Raw genomic sequence first — 16,093 nt, 5'->3', positions numbered from 1 at the left:
GGGCTACTCCGCGGCCTCGACGAAGACGGTGCCGGCCCGCGGCAGGTCGAGCGTGTCCCAGGTCTCGGCCAGCGCCGCCGTCAGCCGGGCGATGCTCGCCTCGTCGTGGAAGGGCGAGGGCGTGATGCGCAGCCGCTCGGTGCCGCGCGGCACGGTCGGGTAGTTGATCGGCTGGATGTAGATGGCATGGCGCTCGAGCAGATGGTCGGCCGCCGCCTTGCAGAGCTCGGCATCGCCCACCATCACCGGCACGATGTGCGTCTCGGTGTGCAGTACCGGCAGGCCCGCCGCCTCCAGGGCCGCCTTGGTGCGGGCGGCTTGGCGCTGGTGGGCCGCCCGCTCGGTCTGCGAGCGCTTCAGGTAGCGCACCGAGGCCCGGGCGGCGGCGGCGATGGCGGGCGGCAGGGCGGTCGTGAAGATGAAGCCCGCCGCGTGACTGCGCACCGCGTCGCAGAGGATGGCGGAGCCCGTGATGTAGCCGCCGACGCAGCCGAAGCCCTTGGCGAGCGTGCCCTCGATCACGTCGACCCGGTGCATCACCCCGTCACGCTCGGCGATGCCCGCGCCGCGCTCGCCGTAGAGGCCGACCGCGTGCACCTCGTCGAGGTAGGTCATGGCGCCGTAGCGGTCGGCGAGGTCGCAGATCCTGGCGATCGGCGCCACGTCCCCGTCCATCGAGTAGACGCTCTCGAACACGATCAGCTTCGGCCGGTCGCCGGCCTCGATCAGCAATGCCTCGAGATGCGCGAGGTCGTTGTGGCGGAAGACGCGCTTCTCGCAACCCGAGTGGCGCACCCCCTCGATCATCGAGTTGTGGTTGTAGGCGTCCGACAGGATCAGGCAGTTCGGGATGAGCTTGGCGATCGTCGAGATGCCGGCCTGGTTCGAGACGTAGCCCGAGGTGAAGACGAGGCCCGCCTCCTTGCCGTGCAGGTCGGCGAGCTCGCGCTCGAGGTCGACGAGGGGCGAGTTGTTGCCCGCGATGTTGCGGGTGCCGCCCGCGCCGACGCCGCAGCGCTCGGCCGTGCGGGTCATGGCGCCCACGACCTCCGGGTGCTGGCCCATGCCGAGATAGTCGTTCGAGCACCAGACCGTGATCTCGCGCGCCGATCCGTCGGGCTTGCGCCAGTGGGCGGTGGGGAAGCGGCCGGCGATGCGCTCGATGTCGGCGAAGACGCGGTAGCGGCGCTCGCCGTGCAGCCTGTCGAGCGCGGCGCGGAAATGGCCCTCGTAATCGGTCCTGTTGCCTGGCGCGGAATTCGTGTCGGTGAGCGTCGTGTGCGCGGGCATCCGGTTCAAGGGCTCGTCCTTCGCGTGGCTGACCGGGGCTCCATGGCTCAAGTCCCATGGCGGCCCGGGGCGGAATCGTCGAGGAGGGCCCGCTCGTCCGAGCCCGCGAGGGGGTGGCCTTGGGACTCAAGGCCCAACCCGATCCCGCATCAGGTGAGGGTGTTTCCTTACGACCGTCTTGAGCGGCGGTCTCCGAGGAGAAGATACAGGCGGATTTGGAATCGGTTCAAGGTGCGTTGCGGCATTGCTGCTTTGCACCGTTCGGCATCGACGGGCAAAGGGCGGAGCCGGTCTGGCGACGATGGGTCGCGCGAGGCTTTCCGGTTAAGATCGGTTCGAGGGCGTCAGAGCATGAGCACGCGCAACGACAGCGAACGGGCGGAGCGGCTCAAGGCCGCGCTGCGGGACAACCTGCGCCGCCGCAAGGCGCAGGGGCGCGGGCGGGCGGGAGGAGGCGTCGACGGAGGGTGCGCCGATCCGGAACTCGCGCCGAAGGACCCCGCGCCGAACGACCCGGCGCAGGAGCCGGGCGGGCGGCGCTGAGACGGCGCGCGATCGCTTCGTCGAATCCGTCCCGATTCCGCCAAAACTCGCCTATACGGGGCCGTAACGCACCGGGCGCGCACACGACGCGGTGCCCTTCAGGGGAATGACGGCGCACGAGACGGAGCCCGAGGACGGGCCGCGGGCGCGCGAGAGGACTGGAATGGACCGCATCCACATCACCGGCGGCACGCCGCTCAACGGCGTGATCCCGATCTCCGGCGCGAAGAACGCGGCCCTGCCCCTGATGATCGCGAGCCTGCTGACGGGGGAGACGCTTGAGCTCGTCAACGTGCCGCGGCTCGCCGACATCGCCTCGCTCTCGCGCATCCTCGGCAACCACGGCGTCGACCACATGGTGGTCGGCAAGCGCCCGGGGCAGACGACCGAGACCGGGCAGACCGTCCGGCTGACCGCCTCGAACGTCATCGACACCACGGCGCCCTACGACCTCGTCTCGACCATGCGCGCGAGCTTCTGGGTGGTGGCCCCGCTGCTCGCCCGCTTCGGCGAGGCCAAGGTCTCGCTGCCGGGCGGCTGCGCCATCGGCACGCGGCCCGTCGACCTGCTGATCATGGCCCTGGAGAAGCTCGGCGCGCAGATCGAGATCGACGGCGGCTACGTCGTCGCCAAGACGAAGAACGGCCTGCGCGGCGGCGAGATCAGCTTCCCCAAGGTCACGGTCGGCGGCACCCACGTCGCCCTGATGGGGGCGGCCCTCGCCTACGGCACCACGGTGATCGAGAACGCCGCCCGCGAGCCCGAGGTCGTCGACCTCGCCGAGTGCCTGATCAAGATGGGCGCCCGGATCGAGGGCGCGGGCACGCCGCGCATCGTGGTCGAGGGCGTCTCGCGCCTGCACGGCGCCCGCCACGAGGTCCTGCCCGACCGGATCGAGACCGGCACCTACGCCATGGCGGTGGCCATGACCGGCGGCGACGTGACGCTGGAGGACACCCGCGCCGACCTCCTGCACTCCGCCCTCGACGTGCTGGCGACGACCGGCACGGAGGTGACCTCGACGGACAAGGGCATCCGCATCCGCCGCAACGGGGCGGGCATCGCCGCCGTCGACGTGACGACCGATCCCTTCCCCGGCTTCCCGACCGATCTCCAGGCCCAGTTCATGGCGCTGATGACCCTCGCCAAGGGCCGTTCGCACATCCGCGAGACGATCTTCGAGAACCGCTTCATGCACGTGCAGGAGCTGGCCCGTCTCGGCGCCAAGATCCGGCTCGAGGGCGACCTCGCCGTCGTCGAGGGCGTGGAGCGCCTGAAGGGCGCGCCCGTGATGGCCACCGATCTGCGCGCCTCCGTCTCCCTCGTCATCGCGGGACTCGCGGCCGAGGGCGAGACGCAGATCAACCGGGTCTACCATCTCGACCGCGGTTTCGAGGCGCTGGAGGCCAAGCTCGGGCGCTGCGGGGCCGAGATCCGCCGCGTCCGGACCTGAGCGGGCGGCGGTTGCCGGACGGGGAGTGCGCCGCTACCTACCGGCCAGCCCTGTTCCAGCGCGCGACCTCCTTCGCGCCGAAGAGTACCGCAGCCAAGCCATGGAGCTCCTGAAGCTCGCCGCCCTCGACCCCGAGGATCTCACCGTCATCTCGGCCCACCTGCAGGACGCGATCCTGCGGGCGGGCGACCTGACCTATCTCGCCGCCGAGCACCGCTTCGTCCTCGTGGTGCGCCGCTTCGACTGGTCGGCGCCCGAGGGCGAGCCGCCGCGCCGCCGGCTCGCGGGCGTGCATTTCGAGCGGGTGCTCGGCGTGCGCACCCGCGGCATCGCGCCGGGACAGGATTCGGACGCGGCCCTGAGCCTGCTCGCCGTCACCTTCGAGCCCGGCGACGCGCCCTCCGGCACCGTGACCCTCGTCTTCGCGGGCGGCGCCGCCATCCGCCTCGACGTCGAGTGCGTCGAGGTGCGCATGAAGGATCTCGGACCCGTCTGGGAGGCGGACGCGCGGCCGGTCCACGCCGCCGGCGGCGCGCCCGTCCTCGGCGCGCCGACACCCTGACCCCGACACCTCGCCCGATTGGCCGCACGCCCGATGATCCGCCTCGACAGCACCCAACCCGATTTCGCGCAGGCCTTCGCGCGGCTCCTCACCGTCAAGCGCGAGATCTCGGAGGATGTCGACGAGACCGTCCGCGGCATCATTGCGGGCGTGACCGCGGGCGGCGACGCGGCCCTCGTCGACTACACCCGCCGCTTCGACCGGCTCGGGGAGGACTTCTCCCCCGCGCGCCTCGCGGTGACGGCCGAGGAGGTCGACGCCGCCCTCGACGCCTGCCCGGCCGAGGCCCTCGACGCCCTGACGCTCGCCGCAGAGCGGATCGAGGCGTTTCACCGGGCGCAGGTGCCGGATGACCACCTCGCCACCGACGCGCTCGGCGTCACCGCGGGCTGGCGCTGGACGGCGCTCGAATCGGTCGGCCTCTACGTGCCGGGCGGCACCGCGAGCTATCCCTCCTCGGTTCTGATGAACGCGGTGCCGGCCCGCGTCGCCGGCGTGCCGCGCATCGTCATGGTGGTGCCGACGCCGGACGGCCAGCTCAACCCCCTCGTGCTCGCCGCCGCCCGCGTGTCGGGCATCGACGAGATCTACCGCGTCGGCGGCGCGCAGGCCGTGGCCGCCCTCGCCTACGGAACCGAGACGATCGCGCCTGTCGCCAAGATCGTCGGCCCCGGCAATGCCTGGGTCGCGGCGGCCAAGCGCCGGGTGTTCGGGCAGGTCGGGATCGACATGATCGCCGGCCCCTCCGAGGTGCTGATCCTCGCGGATGGCCACGCCAACCCGGACTGGATCGCGGCCGATCTCCTCGCCCAGGCCGAGCACGACACCGCCGCCCAGGCGATCCTGATCACGGACAGCGCCGACCTCGCCGAGGCCGCCGAGGGAGCCGTCGAGCGGGCGCTGGCGACCCTGCCGCGGGCCGAGATCGCCCGGGCGAGCTGGCGCGATTACGGCGCGATCATCCGGGTGCGCGACTTCGAGGAGGCGGTGCCCCTCGTCGACCGGCTGGCGCCGGAGCACTTGGAGATCGAGACGGAGAACGCGGAGGCGCTCGCCGCCAAGGTGCGCAATGCGGGCGCGATCTTCCTCGGCTCGCACACGCCGGAGGCGATCGGCGACTATGTCGGCGGCCCGAACCACGTGCTGCCGACCGCCCGCTCGGCCCGGTTCTCCTCGGGCCTCGGCGTCCTCGATTTCATGAAGCGCACCACGATCCTGCGCTGCGACGCGCAGGCGCTTCGGGCGATCGGGCCGGCGGCCATCGCGCTCGGACGCTCGGAGGGGCTGGAGGGCCATGCCCGCTCCGTCGCGATCCGCCTGAACCTGTGATACCAGCGAGCGCGGGAACCGCGACGCCGGGCTGAAGCGGCGGGACCGGGATCCTGAGCTGCCGGCACGACGACCGGCGCGGAGGGGGGAAGCGTCCGCATGGCCAGCGAGGCGAAGGGGGAGGCGAAGGGCGCGAACCGGCTGGCGGCCGTCGCCCTCGACGAAGGTTCGATCGGCCGCGGCAATCCGGACCAGGAGCACGAGCGCGCCATCGCGATCTTCGACATCCTGGAGGAGAATCATTTCGCGATCCCCGGCCGGGAGGGGCCCTACGCGCTGACCCTCGGCCTGGTCGAGAACAAGCTCTCCTTCGCGATCGCGACGCCCGCGGGTGAGCCCGTCATCACCCACCTGCTCTCGCTCACGCCCTTCCGGCGGGTGATCCGCGATTACGAGATGATCTGCGAGAGCTACTACAACGCCATCCGCACCGCCTCGCCGACCCAGATCGAGGCGATCGACATGGGCCGGCGCGGCCTGCACAACGAGGCGTCGGAGACCCTGAAGCAGCGCCTGGAGGGCAAGGTCGAGCTCGACCACGACACGGCGCGCCGCCTCTTCACCCTCATCTTCGCCCTGCACTGGAAGGGCTGAGCCGCGTGAGCACGCCAGACCCGCGGCGAGATCCGCGCGTCGCCCGGGCCTGAGGCCGAACCCGCGATGGACGGGATCACGCCGAAGAAGAAACGGGTGCAGTCCGCCCTGTTCATGTGCAACTACAACGCCGTGCGCTCCCTCGCGGCGGAGGCGATCGCGCGTCACTATTTCGGCAAGTCGATCTACATCCAGTCGGCGGGGGTGCGCTCGGGCGAGCCGGCCGACCCCTTCATGATCGCCGCCCTCGACGAGATCGGCATCGACGCCGCCCGCCACAGGCCGCGCACCCTCGAGCAGCTCGAGGAGTGGGAGGGCCTCAACTTCGACCTGATCGTGACCCTGGCCCCGGAGGCCCACCACGCGGCCCTCGAATTGACCCGGACGCTGGCGGCGGATGTCGAGTACTGGCCGACGCCGGACCCGACCATCCTGCAGGAGGGCAGCCGCGAGCAGCGCCTCGACGGCTACCGCGACGTGCGCGACGGCCTGATCTACCGGATCAAGAGCCGGCTGAAGGGGTGAGCCGGCGCAGGCTCGTGACGGGCCCGTAGCTCTTCTCGCGGATCCGGGCGACGGCGACGGCGAGCGGCTCGACCGCGACCGCCATGTGGTGGCCGTTGGCGTGAATCAGCCGCTCGCCGTCGAGCATCAGCCCGACATGGCCGCGCCAGAACACGAGGTCGCCCCGGCGCAGGGAGCCGAGATCGCCGGGGGGAAGCGGTTGGCCGAGGGCACGCTCCTGCTGGTCGGCGTCCCGGGGGCAGGGCAGGCCGGCGAGTTCGAGGGCGAGTTGCACGAGCCCCGAGCAGTCGAGGCCGAGACTGGTGCGGCCGCCCCAGAGATAGGGCGTGCCGACGAGCCGCTCGGCGGTCACGGCGAAGTCGGGCTCCCGCCACGCGATGGGCTCGCAATGGGGCGCGAAGACGTAGAGGCCGCTTTCGAGCCGCAGGTACTCGCCCTCCTGCCCCTCCGCACTCATCGCGGCGCCGAGGCCGAGATGGCCCCGGTTCGGACGCTTCAGATCCGGCGCCGGATAGAGGAAGGTGCGCAAAGCCCGCACCCGGTGGGTCGGTTCCGGCTCGGCGCGGCCGAGAGCGTCCGCCGGCAGGTAGCCGACATAGCCGTCGTGGCGGAGCTGGACGTAGGCGAAGCCGTCCTTGACCTCGTAGACGCTCACCGCGTCGCCCATCACCGCCTCGGTGTCGATGCCGGAATCGCTGCTTGGCGCCCGGCGCAAGGGGGCCGAGGGTGCACTGACCCGGTGCGGGACCCCTTCGACGTAGCTGGCCGCCTCGACGAGTCCCCGCAGGGCGACATCGGCGAGGTCCGGCCGGGCCGGGGTCAGGCGCGGATCGCGGGGAGGAGCCGGGTGCGTCATGGCGCTAGCCGTATCGCGGCGGGCGGATCCTCCGCAACCGCGCCCGCGCCCGCGGCCTCGCGCCGCAGGCGTGGCCGTGAGCGCCCAAACCTTATCCTATGCGTTGGCGGAGGCCGGCGGCTGGAATGCATCCTGCTTCGGCACCGGCCGTTGCACTGCACGGGCGAGAGCATCGCGTTCTGATGCAGTGCACAAATCCGTGCGATGGACTATGTTCGCGCGATGACGACCGTGAGCCGAGCCGTGAAGAAGACCTCGAAATCCCAGGCCGATCTGCCGCCGATCCGCGTGCGCCGGGAGCCGCCGACGATCGCCGAGGCCGTCTCCGCCGCGCAGGACCTCGCCGACGATCTGGAGCAGCAGGTGGAGATCGCGGCCGGCCTGATCGGCCTGCCGCCGGACGAGATCCGCCCTCACGTGCTCACTGCCGAGCGCAAGCCGGAACCCCGCTACGACCGGGCCCCGGAGCGCCTGCTGAGCCCGGCCACCCCGTCGCGCGCGCCGCGCACCGTCATCGTGGAGCGCCGCACACGGGCGCCGGTGGTGGTGGAGCGTCGCGGCCGCCCGCCCTTCGACGGGCGGCGCTGAGGCCTACCAGGCCAGGGTCTCGCCCCGGTAGTCGAGATAGGCGATGCCCGTGCGGCCGAGCCGGTCCTCGATGACCGAGACCATGCCGGCGACGCTCGTCTCCACGTCGATATCCGCCTCCGCGCCGCCCATCTCGGTGCGGACCCAGCCCGGATGCATCACGAGGACGCCGAAGCCCGCGTCGCGGTGCCGGATCTCGAAGCTGCGGGCATAGGTGTTCAGAGCCGCCTTGCTCGCCCGGTAGCTCTCCCAGCCGCCATCCTCGTTGAGCGAGACGCTGCCGAGGATGGAGCTCATCAGCGCGAGCGTCCCGGCGGGGCGCAGCGCGTCGGCGAAGGTCTCCGAGAAGCGGATCGGACTCACCGCGTTGGTGAGGTAGACCTTCGCCGCCACGTCGCGCGGCACGGCGTGAATCGGCTCGTGGGCCTGCGTGGCCACGCCCGCCACGACGAAGATGAGGTCGAAGGTCTCGGATCCCAGGCGCTCGCGGAGCGCGCGGACCGCCGCGTCGTCGTCGATGTCGACGGTCTCGACGCGCACGGAATCCGAGGCGAGCGCGGCCAGGCCCGGGGAGGGCGAGCGCTGCGTCGCCGTTACGCGCCAGCCGCGCTTCGCGAAGGCCCCGGCAAGGCCGAGGCCGAGGCCGCGCGAGGCCCCGACGATGAGCGCGCTCTTCTGAGTGTCGGACATGGTGCAGATCTCCTGACGAGGCCGCCCGGGCCGGCCGCCGGCCCGATGGCGGGGCAGGTTGGGGCGTGTGCCCCTGCCGGAAAGGCGGGTGAGGACCGCGCCGTGCGGACGCGCACCCGCCTCAATCCGCCGTCTGAACCGACCAGGTGGCGTGGCGGATCCCCGGCGCCCGGGCCAGCGCCGCCGTCACCGCGTCGAGTTCCGCCCCCTCCACCGCCGTGGCGACGAGGGTGGCCACCACCTCGACCGCGTCCTCGCCGCGCTCCACCACCTCGATGCCTCCGACGGGGTAGCTCGCCGCCTCCAGGCGCTCCACGAGGAGGTCCCGGGCCGGGCCGGCCTCCTCCGGCGCCGTCGTCACCTGGACCTCGTAGGTCGCCTCCGTGGCGCTCTCGTCGATGGGCGCGCGGTTGATGGCGTTGACGAGGGGGCGCAGCAGCGTGTTGCCGGCGAGGACCGAGACGGTGACGAACAGGGCCTCGAGGGGCAGGTCGGCCCCGGCGAAGGCGCCGACCGCGGCCGAGCACCAGAGGGTCGCGGCGGTGTTGAGGCCGCGCACGTTCATGCCCTCCTTCATGATCACGCCCGCCCCCAGGAAGCCGACGCCGGAGATCACGTAGGCCACCGTGCGGGTGCCGCCGGCGGCGCCCTCGAGCCGCATCCCGAGATCGACGAAGGCGGCGGCTCCCACCGCCACGAGGACGTTCGTGCGCAGGCCCGCCGTTCGCTGCCGGTACTGCCGCTCCGCCCCGATCAGGGTGCCGAGGACGAAGGCGACGATCAGGCTGATCGCGGAGTTCAGGGATTCCGGGAACGGCCCGGCGAGGAGCGTGCTCATCCGGCCTCCATGTCGGCGCTCGATGACGGAACCGTGACGGATGGAAAGCGGGCCGCCCCCTCGGGCAAATTGACCGGGATGCGCCATTCGATTGCCCGCGGGATTGACGCCCGCCCCGGCCTGCGGGCACACCCTTCCGCAAGTCTATGGGCCGCCTAAGAGCCCGTGGGGAGACGTGCAAGGAGAAGTTTCGGATGCAGGTTCCGGTCCCTGCGGCGGGTGCGCGCTCATGAGCGGCACCACCCTTGCCGAGCGCCCCGCCGCTGCCCAGGGCACGGCCGACGCGGCGTTGCGCGCCCGCATCCTCGCCCTGCGCGACGGGCTGGAGCACGGCCTGATCGGCTGCACCGGTCTCGTCGAGCGCCTGCTGATCGGCCTCCTCACCGGCGGCCATATCCTCGTGGAGGGTGCGCCGGGGCTCGCCAAGACCCGCGCGGTCAAGCGCCTGTCGGACGGGCTCGACGGCTCCTTCGCCCGCGTCCAGTGCACGCCGGACCTGATGCCGGCCGACCTCACGGGCACGACGGTGTGGCGCCAGGACAGCGGCACCTTCGAGTTCCTGGCCGGCCCCCTGTTCCACTCGCTGATCCTCGTCGACGAGGTGAACCGCGCGCCCCCCAAGGTGCAGTCGGCGCTTCTCGAGGCGATGGCCGAGGGCCAGATCACGGTGGCGGGCCACACCCACCCCCTGCCGGACCCCTTCATGGTGGTGGCGACCCAGAACCCGATCGAGCACGCGGGCACCTTCCCCCTGCCCGAGGCCCAGCTCGACCGCTTCCTCCTGCACGTCGTCGTCGACATGCCCGACGAGGCGTCCGAGCGGCGCATCCTCGACCTCGTCGAGGGCGAATTGAACCACCACGCCGAGGCGATGCCGGTGAAGCTGACCCTGGAGGAGGTGCGGGCGGCCCGCGAGGCGGCGCTCGGAATCTACGTCTCGCCGGCCCTGAAGGACTACCTCGTGCGCCTCGTGGCCGGCACCCGCACGGATGCGGCCGCGCCGGACCTCCGCGCGGCGATCGAGCACCCCGCCTCCCCGCGCGGCACGCTGGCGCTGATGGTGGCCGGCAAGGCGCGGGCCTATCTGCACGGGCGCGACCACGTCATCCCGGAGGACGTGGCCGACCTCGCCGTGGATGCCCTGAGCCACCGCATCGGCCTCACATGGCGCGCCGCCGCCGAGGGCCAGACCGCCCGCGGCATCGTCGAGGGTCTGGTCCGGCGCGTGCGGGCGCTCTGACCGTGGCCGCCTCGCAGGCTTCGCCGGGCGCGTTCTCCGACCATCCCGGCGTGCGGCTCTCCGGCGAGGCGCTGATGGGCCTGCGCCACCTCGCCCGCCGCGGCGTCTCCCCGGCGACGCGGACGCTGGCCGGCCTGCCCGGCGGCATCGTCACGAAGCGGCGCGGGCGCGGCTCGGAGCCCGACGACGTGCGCCTGTGGTCCGAGGGCGACGACATGCGCCACATCGACCGCAACGCCACCGCCCGCACCGGCATCCTGCATGTGCGCACCCACCACGACGAGCGCGACCGCGCCGTGGTGCTGCTCGCCGATTTCCGGCCCTCGATGCTGTTCGGCACGCGGCGCGCCCTGCGCTCGGTCGCGGCGGCCGAGGCGCTGGCGCTCCTCGGCTGGCGGATCGTCGGCGACGGGGGGCGCGTCGGCCTCGTGGTCGGCAGCGCGGGCGAGCCCGCCGCCCTGCGGCCGGCCGGCGGCGAGCGGGCGATGACCGCCGTGACGGGCGCGCTCGCCCTGGCCCATGCCCGTGCCCTCGAGGCGGGTGGCGACGACCCGCCCCTCGATCCGCTTCTGACGCTCGCCGCGAGCCTGCTTCCGTCCGGCGGCCACCTCGTCATCGCGAGTGCCCTCGACGCGCCGGGACCGGATTTCGACCGGCTCCTCACCGTGCTGGCCGAGCGCCTCTCGATCCGCCTCCTCCTCGTCAGCGACGCCTTCGAGCGCGAGCGGCCCGCCGGCTACTATCCCTTCGCCACGGCGGACGGGCGGCGTGGCACCCTCGAGGGGAATGCGCGGAATGCCGAGGCCGTGAGCGCGGCGCGCCTCGCCGAGTATGCCCGCCGCGGCATCGAGGGCCTGCGCCTCGACGTCGAGGCGGGGCCGGAGGTCTACGCTCCCCTGATGGAGCGCCTCGATGCGGTCCTGTGAGGGAGAGGCGCCGTGACGCCCGCCGCCGAGACCGCCCCGAGCCTCGCCGACCTGCGCGGCCTGCACCTGCCCGCGAACGCCGCGGGCGCGATCCAGGGCGAGGTCGTCGCCGCGATCATCCTCGGCTTCACCGCCGCCCTCCTCGTCGGCGCCATCCGGTACTGGCGAGCCCGTCGCGGCAGCACGGTACGACGCGCGGCCCTGCGGGACCTGCAGGCGGCGCGGGGGCTGGAGCCCGAGGCGCGCCTCGTCGCGCAGGCGAGGCTCCTGCGGCGCACCGCGCGCACCCTCGACGGGGATGGCGTGGCGGACCTGCGCGGCGCCGATTGGGCGGCCCGGCTCGACCGGATCTTCGCCACCGACTTCTTCGGCAAAGGCGCGGGCCGCGTCCTCGTCGACGGGCTCTACGGCCGCCGCGCGACGCCGGACGTCGAGGCGATCGACGCCGAACTCGCCCGCCTCCTCGCGCGGATCAGGACCTGACGCCATGCCCGGTTGGCTCAGCGCCCTCGCCTCCTCGTTCGACCTGGCGAGCCCGCTCGCGCTCCTCCTCCTGCCGCTGCCGCTTCTGGCCGCCCGCCTTCTGCCCGCCGAGACGGCCGGCGGGAGCGGCGCGCTGTGCGTGCCGGCCTCGGTCGTGGCCCAGGCGCGGGCCGGCGCCGGCATCGCCGCCCGGGGGCGTACCCGCCTCGTCCTCATCGCGATCCTCTGGGCCGCCCTCGTCGCGGCGCTGGCCGGCCCCCGCCTCGTCCTCTCGGCGACGGCGCTGCCGGCTTCCGGCCGCGACATCATGATCGCGATGGACCTGTCCGGCTCGATGGAGCGGCGCGACTTCGACCTCGACGGCCAGACCGTGAGCCGGCTGGAGGCGGTCAAGCGCGTCGGCGCCGACTTCATCCGCCGCCGGGCCGGAGACCGGATCGGCCTCGTGATCTTCGCCAACGATTCCTACGTCGCGGCGAGCCCGAGCTTCGACACCGCCACCGTCGCGCACGCGCTGGAGGAGGCGACGATCGGCCTCGTCGGGCGCTCCACCGGCATCGGCGACGGGCTCGGCCTCGCCCTGAAGCGCCTCGCCCCCCAGGGCCCGGAGGGCGAGGTCGAGGGGCCGAGGACCGCCAAGGTCGCGATCCTGCTCTCGGACGGCACCAACAACGCGGGCCAGACCACGCCCCGCGACGTGGCGGAACTCGCCCGCGACCTCGGGGTGAAGGTCTACACGATCGCGCTCGGACCCCGCGACCTCGCCAACGCCGAGGGCGAGCAGGACGTGGTCGATGCCGAGACCCTGCGCGACATGGCGACGATCAGCGGCGGCAAGGCCTTCCGCGTGAAGACCACCGACGACCTGATCGGGGTCGCGAACGCCATCGACGCGCTGGAGGGCGGGCGTGCGCAGGCCCCGCCCCTGCCCCTGCGGCGCGACCTTTGGCCCTGGCCGGCCGCTCTGGCGCTCCTCTGCGCTGCCGCCCTCCTCGCGACGCGGAGGGCCGCATGAGCCTCGCCGAACTCGCGATCCTGCGGCCCTGGTGGCTCGCCGCGATCCCCCTCGTCGCGCTGCTCGCGCTCCGCGCCGCGTGGCGCTCGGCCCCGCTCGGCGACTGGACCCGGGTGGTCGACCCCGCCCTGATGGCGGCGCTCGCCCGCCGCGGCGCGGTGCTCGGCGGGCGCCGGCAGGCGAACCTCGCGGCGGCCGTCGCGGCCGGGATCATCGCGCTGGCCCTGACCGGGCCGGCGGTGGAGCGGCCGGATTCCGCGACCTTCCGCAACCTCGATTCCACGGTGATCGTGATCGACCTCTCGCGGTCCGTATCGGAGGGCGGCGACCTCAAGGCCGTGCGGCAGGCGGCGCAGGGAATCGCGGACGCGACGGGCACCCGCTCCGTCGCGGTCGTCGTCTACGCGGGCGACGCCTACCTCGCCGCCCCGCCGACGACCGACCGAGACAGCCTCGCCACCACCCTCTTCGCTCTCGACGCCGATACGGTGCCGGACCGCGGCAGCCATCCGGAGCGCGGACTCGCCCTCGCCCGCCGCACCCTGAGCGAAGCTGCCGTGGTGTCCGCCGACATCGTTCTCATCACCGACGGCGACGGCATCGGCGAGGCGGCGTCGCGCGAGGCGCGGGCGCTGCGAGACAAGGGCTGGCGCCTGCACGGCCTGTTCGTGCCGGCGGACAAGGCGCTGCCGCCGGGCTCGCCGAAGCCCGACCGGGCGGCCCTCGACGGCGTGGTCGGCACGGGCGGCGGCCTCGTCGCGGATGTGGGCGCCCCGGCCTCCGTCCTCGACGCGGTCGGTGCCAGCACGGCGCAGCACCTCGCCGCCGGCGGCTACACCGTGCTCGCCTACGCCGATCTCGGGCGCTGGCTGCTGCTGGCCGCGCTGCTGCCCGCCCTCCTCCTGTTCCGCAGAAGCGCCTGACGAGGAGCGTCCGATGCCGGCTGGATCCGCCCTGCACCTTCCCCGTCCCGTCGCGTTTCCCCGATCCTGGCGCCGCTCGGCCCGGATCGGCGGCCTCGCTCTCGCGGGTGCGGGCATCTTCGGCCTCACCCTCGTCTCGGAGCCCCGCACCGGGTTCGGGCGGCTGCTGATGGGAATCGGCCTGCCCGATCTCGCCGCCCGCGTGATCAGCGATCCGGCCTGGCGCGGGCCGGCCCTCTACGAGGCCGGCCAGTACGGGGAAGCCGCCGCCATCTTCCGCGACGGCGGCCGGCGCAATTCCTACAACCTCGGCAACGCGCTCGCCCGCCAGGGCGATTTCGCGGGCGCCGTCGCGGCCTACGACGCCGCCCTGCAGTTCAACCCGCGCGACGCGGACGCCCAGGCGAACCGCTCGCTCATCAGCCGCCTCCTCGCCGAGGAGATCGACCGCGGCAAGGGGGGCGGCATCGCCAACGCCTCGGCGCAGTACGGCGCCCGCTACAACAACACCGCCAACCAGGACCAGAACGACGACATCCAGGCCACGTCGAGCGGCGAGGGCCTGGCCGGCAACAAGGAATCGAGCTCCAGCGCCTCGATCCCCGGCAACAGCGCGGTCTCCCGGCGCGGCAAGGCCGAGCAGCAATCGCTCGAATCCGGCGAGGGGCAGGCCCGCGGCTCGGTGGGCGACGCGGCCGGGCGCGGGCGAAAGGGCGGCGGCTCGGCCATGGTTGCGGCGGCGCCCGAGCGCGAGGCCCGCCGGGTCACGAAGAGCTTCGAGGCCCACGAGATCCGGCCCGACCGGCTCTGGCTGCGCACGCTGCCGGACGATCCGGGCCGCTACCTGAAGCTGCGCCTCAAGGCCGAGCAGGCCCGGCGCATCGAGGCCGGCACCGCCATGCCGGCGGGGAGCAACCCGTGGTGAACCGCCTTCTCCTGGCCCTGACGCTGCTCTGCGCGCTGGCCGCCGGGCCGGCCCGCGCCGAGATCGAGCCCGGCGACCTGACGCTCACCGTCACGCCGGAGCGCAACGGCAATGCGGACCCGTTCGCGCGCGAGATGGTGCTGCTGCGCATCCACGGGGTCTACAAGCAGCAGATCCTGCTGGAGGAGGTGGTGCAGCCGACGCTCGCCAATTTCAGCTGGACGCAGCTCGGCCGCGATATCTGGTCCCGCACGAAGCTCCCCGACGGGCAGAGCGCCATCGCCTTCGACCGGGTGATCGCGATCTTCCCGCATCATGCCGGCGACTTCACCCTCGATCCGTTCGTGCATCGCCTCACCCTCAGCGATGCGGGCGTGCGTAAGGTGGTGGATGTCCGGTCCGCCCCGATCTCCCTGCCCGTCGCGACCTGGAAGGGCGCCGGCGGCCCCGACGCCAAGGAGCCCTGGTGGCTGCCGGCGCGCGACGTCTCGATCACCGATTCCTGGAGCCCGGACCCGGAGACCCTGAAAGTCGGCGAATCGGCCCGCCGGATCGTCACCGTCGAGGCGCAGGGCATGGTCGCCGAGGGCCTGCCGCCCCGCCCGGTCATGCGCACCCGCGGCATCCTCACCTTCGCGGGCCCCGTGAACCGCGAGACGATCATCACGCCGCAGGGGCCGGTGGCGCGGGCGACCTACCAATGGGACGTGAAGCCGGCGATCGACGAGATCATCCCGCTGAACGCCATCACGATCTCCTGGTTCGACACGGTCTCGCGGACCATGCGGGAGGCCGAGATCCCCGCCCGCCAGATCGGCGGCGGCCTGCCCGACCGCGAGGGCGAGGCGCCCCGCGCGGCCTTCGCCTCACCCTACGCGATCGCGGCGGCGGGGCTCGCCGCCTTCGGCCTCGGCCTCGCGCTCCTCGGCTACGGCGTCGGCGGGGGGGCCCGGCTGCGCCTCGGCGCCCCGAGCCGGCGAGCCCTCAGGCGGGCGGCGGCGGCGGGCGACGCCACCGCGTTCCGCTCCGCGCTGGGGCAGGGCCTGCAGGCCGAGCCCGGGCTCGCTCCGATCTGGCAGGGACAGCCGGAGACGGCCACGGCCCTCGCCGCCCTCGACCGGGCGGTCTACGCACCGGGCGGCAGCCCCGCGCCCGACCTCCGCCGCCTCGCCGCTCGTCTCTCCCGGCCGGTCCGGCAGCGGGGCGGCGCTCCGGAGTCGGATCCGCTGAAACCCCTCGACGGCGTGCCGGCTCCGCCCTGAGGCAGAGAACGCCTCCGCGAGAAGTCCCGCCCCGATTCGGCCAAGCTTGCC

Annotated in this window: 18 protein-coding genes; 14 read left to right on the top strand and 4 right to left on the bottom strand. The window is 73.3% G+C overall.

Annotated features, from left to right (window positions below; genetic code table 11):
• Positions 1–3: 3 nt before the first annotated feature.
• A complete protein-coding gene (hemA, locus tag J2X36_RS01275; RefSeq protein ID WP_310345134.1) occupies positions 4–1,290 on the bottom strand; it encodes a 5-aminolevulinate synthase in 1,287 nt (428 codons plus the stop codon).
• A gap of 351 nt (positions 1,291–1,641) precedes the next feature.
• Here hemA and J2X36_RS01270 point away from each other — a divergent pair, with 351 nt between their 5' ends.
• The 6 genes from J2X36_RS01270 to J2X36_RS01245 all read left to right on the top strand — a co-directional run bounded on the left by J2X36_RS01270 (position 1,642) and on the right by J2X36_RS01245 (position 6,296).
• Positions 1,642–1,833, top strand: a complete 192-nt coding sequence (locus tag J2X36_RS01270; RefSeq protein WP_310345131.1) for a hypothetical protein — start codon at positions 1,642–1,644, stop codon at positions 1,831–1,833.
• Positions 1,834–1,996: 163 nt separating this feature from the next.
• Positions 1,997–3,286: a UDP-N-acetylglucosamine 1-carboxyvinyltransferase gene (murA, locus tag J2X36_RS01265; RefSeq protein ID WP_132255450.1), complete on the top strand. Its 1,290-nt coding sequence runs from the start codon at positions 1,997–1,999 to the stop codon at positions 3,284–3,286.
• 100 nt (positions 3,287–3,386) lie between these two features.
• The gene (locus tag J2X36_RS01260) at positions 3,387–3,848 is read left to right on the top strand and encodes a DUF2948 family protein (RefSeq protein ID WP_132255449.1); all 462 of its coding nucleotides are present in this window, start codon (positions 3,387–3,389) and stop codon (positions 3,846–3,848) included.
• A gap of 33 nt (positions 3,849–3,881) precedes the next feature.
• The gene (gene hisD, locus J2X36_RS01255) at positions 3,882–5,177 is read left to right on the top strand and encodes a histidinol dehydrogenase (protein WP_132255448.1); all 1,296 of its coding nucleotides are present in this window, start codon (positions 3,882–3,884) and stop codon (positions 5,175–5,177) included.
• 99 nt (positions 5,178–5,276) lie between these two features.
• A complete protein-coding gene (locus tag J2X36_RS01250) occupies positions 5,277–5,771 on the top strand; it encodes a UPF0262 family protein (RefSeq protein WP_310345122.1) in 495 nt (164 codons plus the stop codon).
• A gap of 66 nt (positions 5,772–5,837) precedes the next feature.
• A complete protein-coding gene (locus J2X36_RS01245) occupies positions 5,838–6,296 on the top strand; it encodes a low molecular weight phosphatase family protein (RefSeq protein WP_132255446.1) in 459 nt (152 codons plus the stop codon).
• Here J2X36_RS01245 and J2X36_RS01240 read toward each other — a convergent pair.
• Positions 6,274–7,152, bottom strand: coding sequence for a C40 family peptidase (locus J2X36_RS01240; RefSeq protein ID WP_310345118.1), 879 nt, complete (start codon positions 7,150–7,152; stop codon positions 6,274–6,276). The genes J2X36_RS01245 and J2X36_RS01240 overlap by 23 nt on opposite strands.
• 222 nt (positions 7,153–7,374) lie before the next feature.
• Here J2X36_RS01240 and J2X36_RS01235 point away from each other — a divergent pair, with 222 nt between their 5' ends.
• Positions 7,375–7,740: a hypothetical protein gene (locus J2X36_RS01235; RefSeq protein WP_132255443.1), complete on the top strand. Its 366-nt coding sequence runs from the start codon at positions 7,375–7,377 to the stop codon at positions 7,738–7,740.
• A 3-nt stretch (positions 7,741–7,743) separates the two neighbouring features.
• Here J2X36_RS01235 and J2X36_RS01230 read toward each other — a convergent pair whose 3' ends face one another.
• Positions 7,744–8,430, bottom strand: coding sequence for an SDR family oxidoreductase (locus J2X36_RS01230; protein WP_132255442.1), 687 nt, complete (start codon positions 8,428–8,430; stop codon positions 7,744–7,746).
• Positions 8,431–8,551: 121 nt separating this feature from the next.
• A complete protein-coding gene (locus J2X36_RS01225) occupies positions 8,552–9,268 on the bottom strand; it encodes an MgtC/SapB family protein (protein WP_310345110.1) in 717 nt (238 codons plus the stop codon).
• A gap of 229 nt (positions 9,269–9,497) precedes the next feature.
• Here J2X36_RS01225 and J2X36_RS01220 point away from each other — a divergent pair, with 229 nt between their 5' ends.
• The 7 genes from J2X36_RS01220 to J2X36_RS01190 all read left to right on the top strand — a co-directional run bounded on the left by J2X36_RS01220 (position 9,498) and on the right by J2X36_RS01190 (position 16,042).
• Entirely contained in the window at positions 9,498–10,508 is a 1,011-nt protein-coding gene (locus J2X36_RS01220) for a MoxR family ATPase (RefSeq protein WP_310345106.1), read from the top strand.
• Between the two features lie 74 nt (positions 10,509–10,582).
• Positions 10,583–11,434: a DUF58 domain-containing protein gene (locus J2X36_RS01215; protein ID WP_132255459.1), complete on the top strand. Its 852-nt coding sequence runs from the start codon at positions 10,583–10,585 to the stop codon at positions 11,432–11,434.
• A gap of 12 nt (positions 11,435–11,446) precedes the next feature.
• Positions 11,447–11,917 carry a DUF4381 domain-containing protein gene (locus J2X36_RS01210; RefSeq protein WP_132255439.1) on the top strand — a complete coding sequence of 157 codons (471 nt, stop codon included), beginning with the start codon at positions 11,447–11,449 and terminating at the stop codon, positions 11,915–11,917.
• Positions 11,918–11,921: 4 nt separating this feature from the next.
• On the top strand, positions 11,922–12,932 hold the full coding sequence (locus tag J2X36_RS01205) for a VWA domain-containing protein (RefSeq protein ID WP_310345100.1): 1,011 nt from the start codon (positions 11,922–11,924) through the stop codon (positions 12,930–12,932).
• Positions 12,929–13,855, top strand: a complete 927-nt coding sequence (locus J2X36_RS01200; protein ID WP_132255437.1) for a VWA domain-containing protein — start codon at positions 12,929–12,931, stop codon at positions 13,853–13,855. Before J2X36_RS01205 ends, J2X36_RS01200 begins: the two co-directional genes overlap by 4 nt.
• Before the next feature lie 13 nt (positions 13,856–13,868).
• On the top strand, positions 13,869–14,780 hold the full coding sequence (locus J2X36_RS01195; protein ID WP_132255436.1) for a tetratricopeptide repeat protein: 912 nt from the start codon (positions 13,869–13,871) through the stop codon (positions 14,778–14,780).
• Complete coding sequence (locus tag J2X36_RS01190) at positions 14,777–16,042, top strand: hypothetical protein (RefSeq protein ID WP_310345096.1); 1,266 nt, start codon at positions 14,777–14,779, stop codon at positions 16,040–16,042. The genes J2X36_RS01195 and J2X36_RS01190 overlap by 4 nt, the downstream gene beginning before the upstream one ends.
• Positions 16,043–16,093: the final 51 nt, after the last annotated feature.

The sequence above is a fragment of the Methylobacterium sp. BE186 genome, from assembly GCF_031457035.1.
GTDB lineage: Bacteria > Pseudomonadota > Alphaproteobacteria > Rhizobiales > Beijerinckiaceae > Methylobacterium > Methylobacterium segetis.
Note: the sequence above shows the minus strand (reverse complement) of the source record. Positions and strands in the feature narration are given on the sequence as shown.

Coding starts and splice junctions, on each gene's coding strand:
- J2X36_RS01200 (WP_132255437.1), top strand. CDS start 12,929: ATGAGCCTCGCCGAACTCGCGATCCTGCGGCCCTGGTGGCTCGCCGCG.
- J2X36_RS01260 (WP_132255449.1), top strand. CDS start 3,387: ATGGAGCTCCTGAAGCTCGCCGCCCTCGACCCCGAGGATCTCACCGTC.
- J2X36_RS01270 (WP_310345131.1), top strand. CDS start 1,642: ATGAGCACGCGCAACGACAGCGAACGGGCGGAGCGGCTCAAGGCCGCG.
- J2X36_RS01215 (WP_132255459.1), top strand. CDS start 10,583: ATGGGCCTGCGCCACCTCGCCCGCCGCGGCGTCTCCCCGGCGACGCGG.
- hisD (WP_132255448.1), top strand. CDS start 3,882: ATGATCCGCCTCGACAGCACCCAACCCGATTTCGCGCAGGCCTTCGCG.
- J2X36_RS01250 (WP_310345122.1), top strand. CDS start 5,277: ATGGCCAGCGAGGCGAAGGGGGAGGCGAAGGGCGCGAACCGGCTGGCG.
- J2X36_RS01205 (WP_310345100.1), top strand. CDS start 11,922: ATGCCCGGTTGGCTCAGCGCCCTCGCCTCCTCGTTCGACCTGGCGAGC.
- hemA (WP_310345134.1), bottom strand. CDS start 1,290: ATGCCCGCGCACACGACGCTCACCGACACGAATTCCGCGCCAGGCAAC.
- J2X36_RS01230 (WP_132255442.1), bottom strand. CDS start 8,430: ATGTCCGACACTCAGAAGAGCGCGCTCATCGTCGGGGCCTCGCGCGGC.
- J2X36_RS01220 (WP_310345106.1), top strand. CDS start 9,498: ATGAGCGGCACCACCCTTGCCGAGCGCCCCGCCGCTGCCCAGGGCACG.
- J2X36_RS01245 (WP_132255446.1), top strand. CDS start 5,838: ATGGACGGGATCACGCCGAAGAAGAAACGGGTGCAGTCCGCCCTGTTC.
- J2X36_RS01235 (WP_132255443.1), top strand. CDS start 7,375: ATGACGACCGTGAGCCGAGCCGTGAAGAAGACCTCGAAATCCCAGGCC.
- murA (WP_132255450.1), top strand. CDS start 1,997: ATGGACCGCATCCACATCACCGGCGGCACGCCGCTCAACGGCGTGATC.
- J2X36_RS01195 (WP_132255436.1), top strand. CDS start 13,869: ATGCCGGCTGGATCCGCCCTGCACCTTCCCCGTCCCGTCGCGTTTCCC.
- J2X36_RS01240 (WP_310345118.1), bottom strand. CDS start 7,152: ATGACGCACCCGGCTCCTCCCCGCGATCCGCGCCTGACCCCGGCCCGG.
- J2X36_RS01225 (WP_310345110.1), bottom strand. CDS start 9,268: ATGAGCACGCTCCTCGCCGGGCCGTTCCCGGAATCCCTGAACTCCGCG.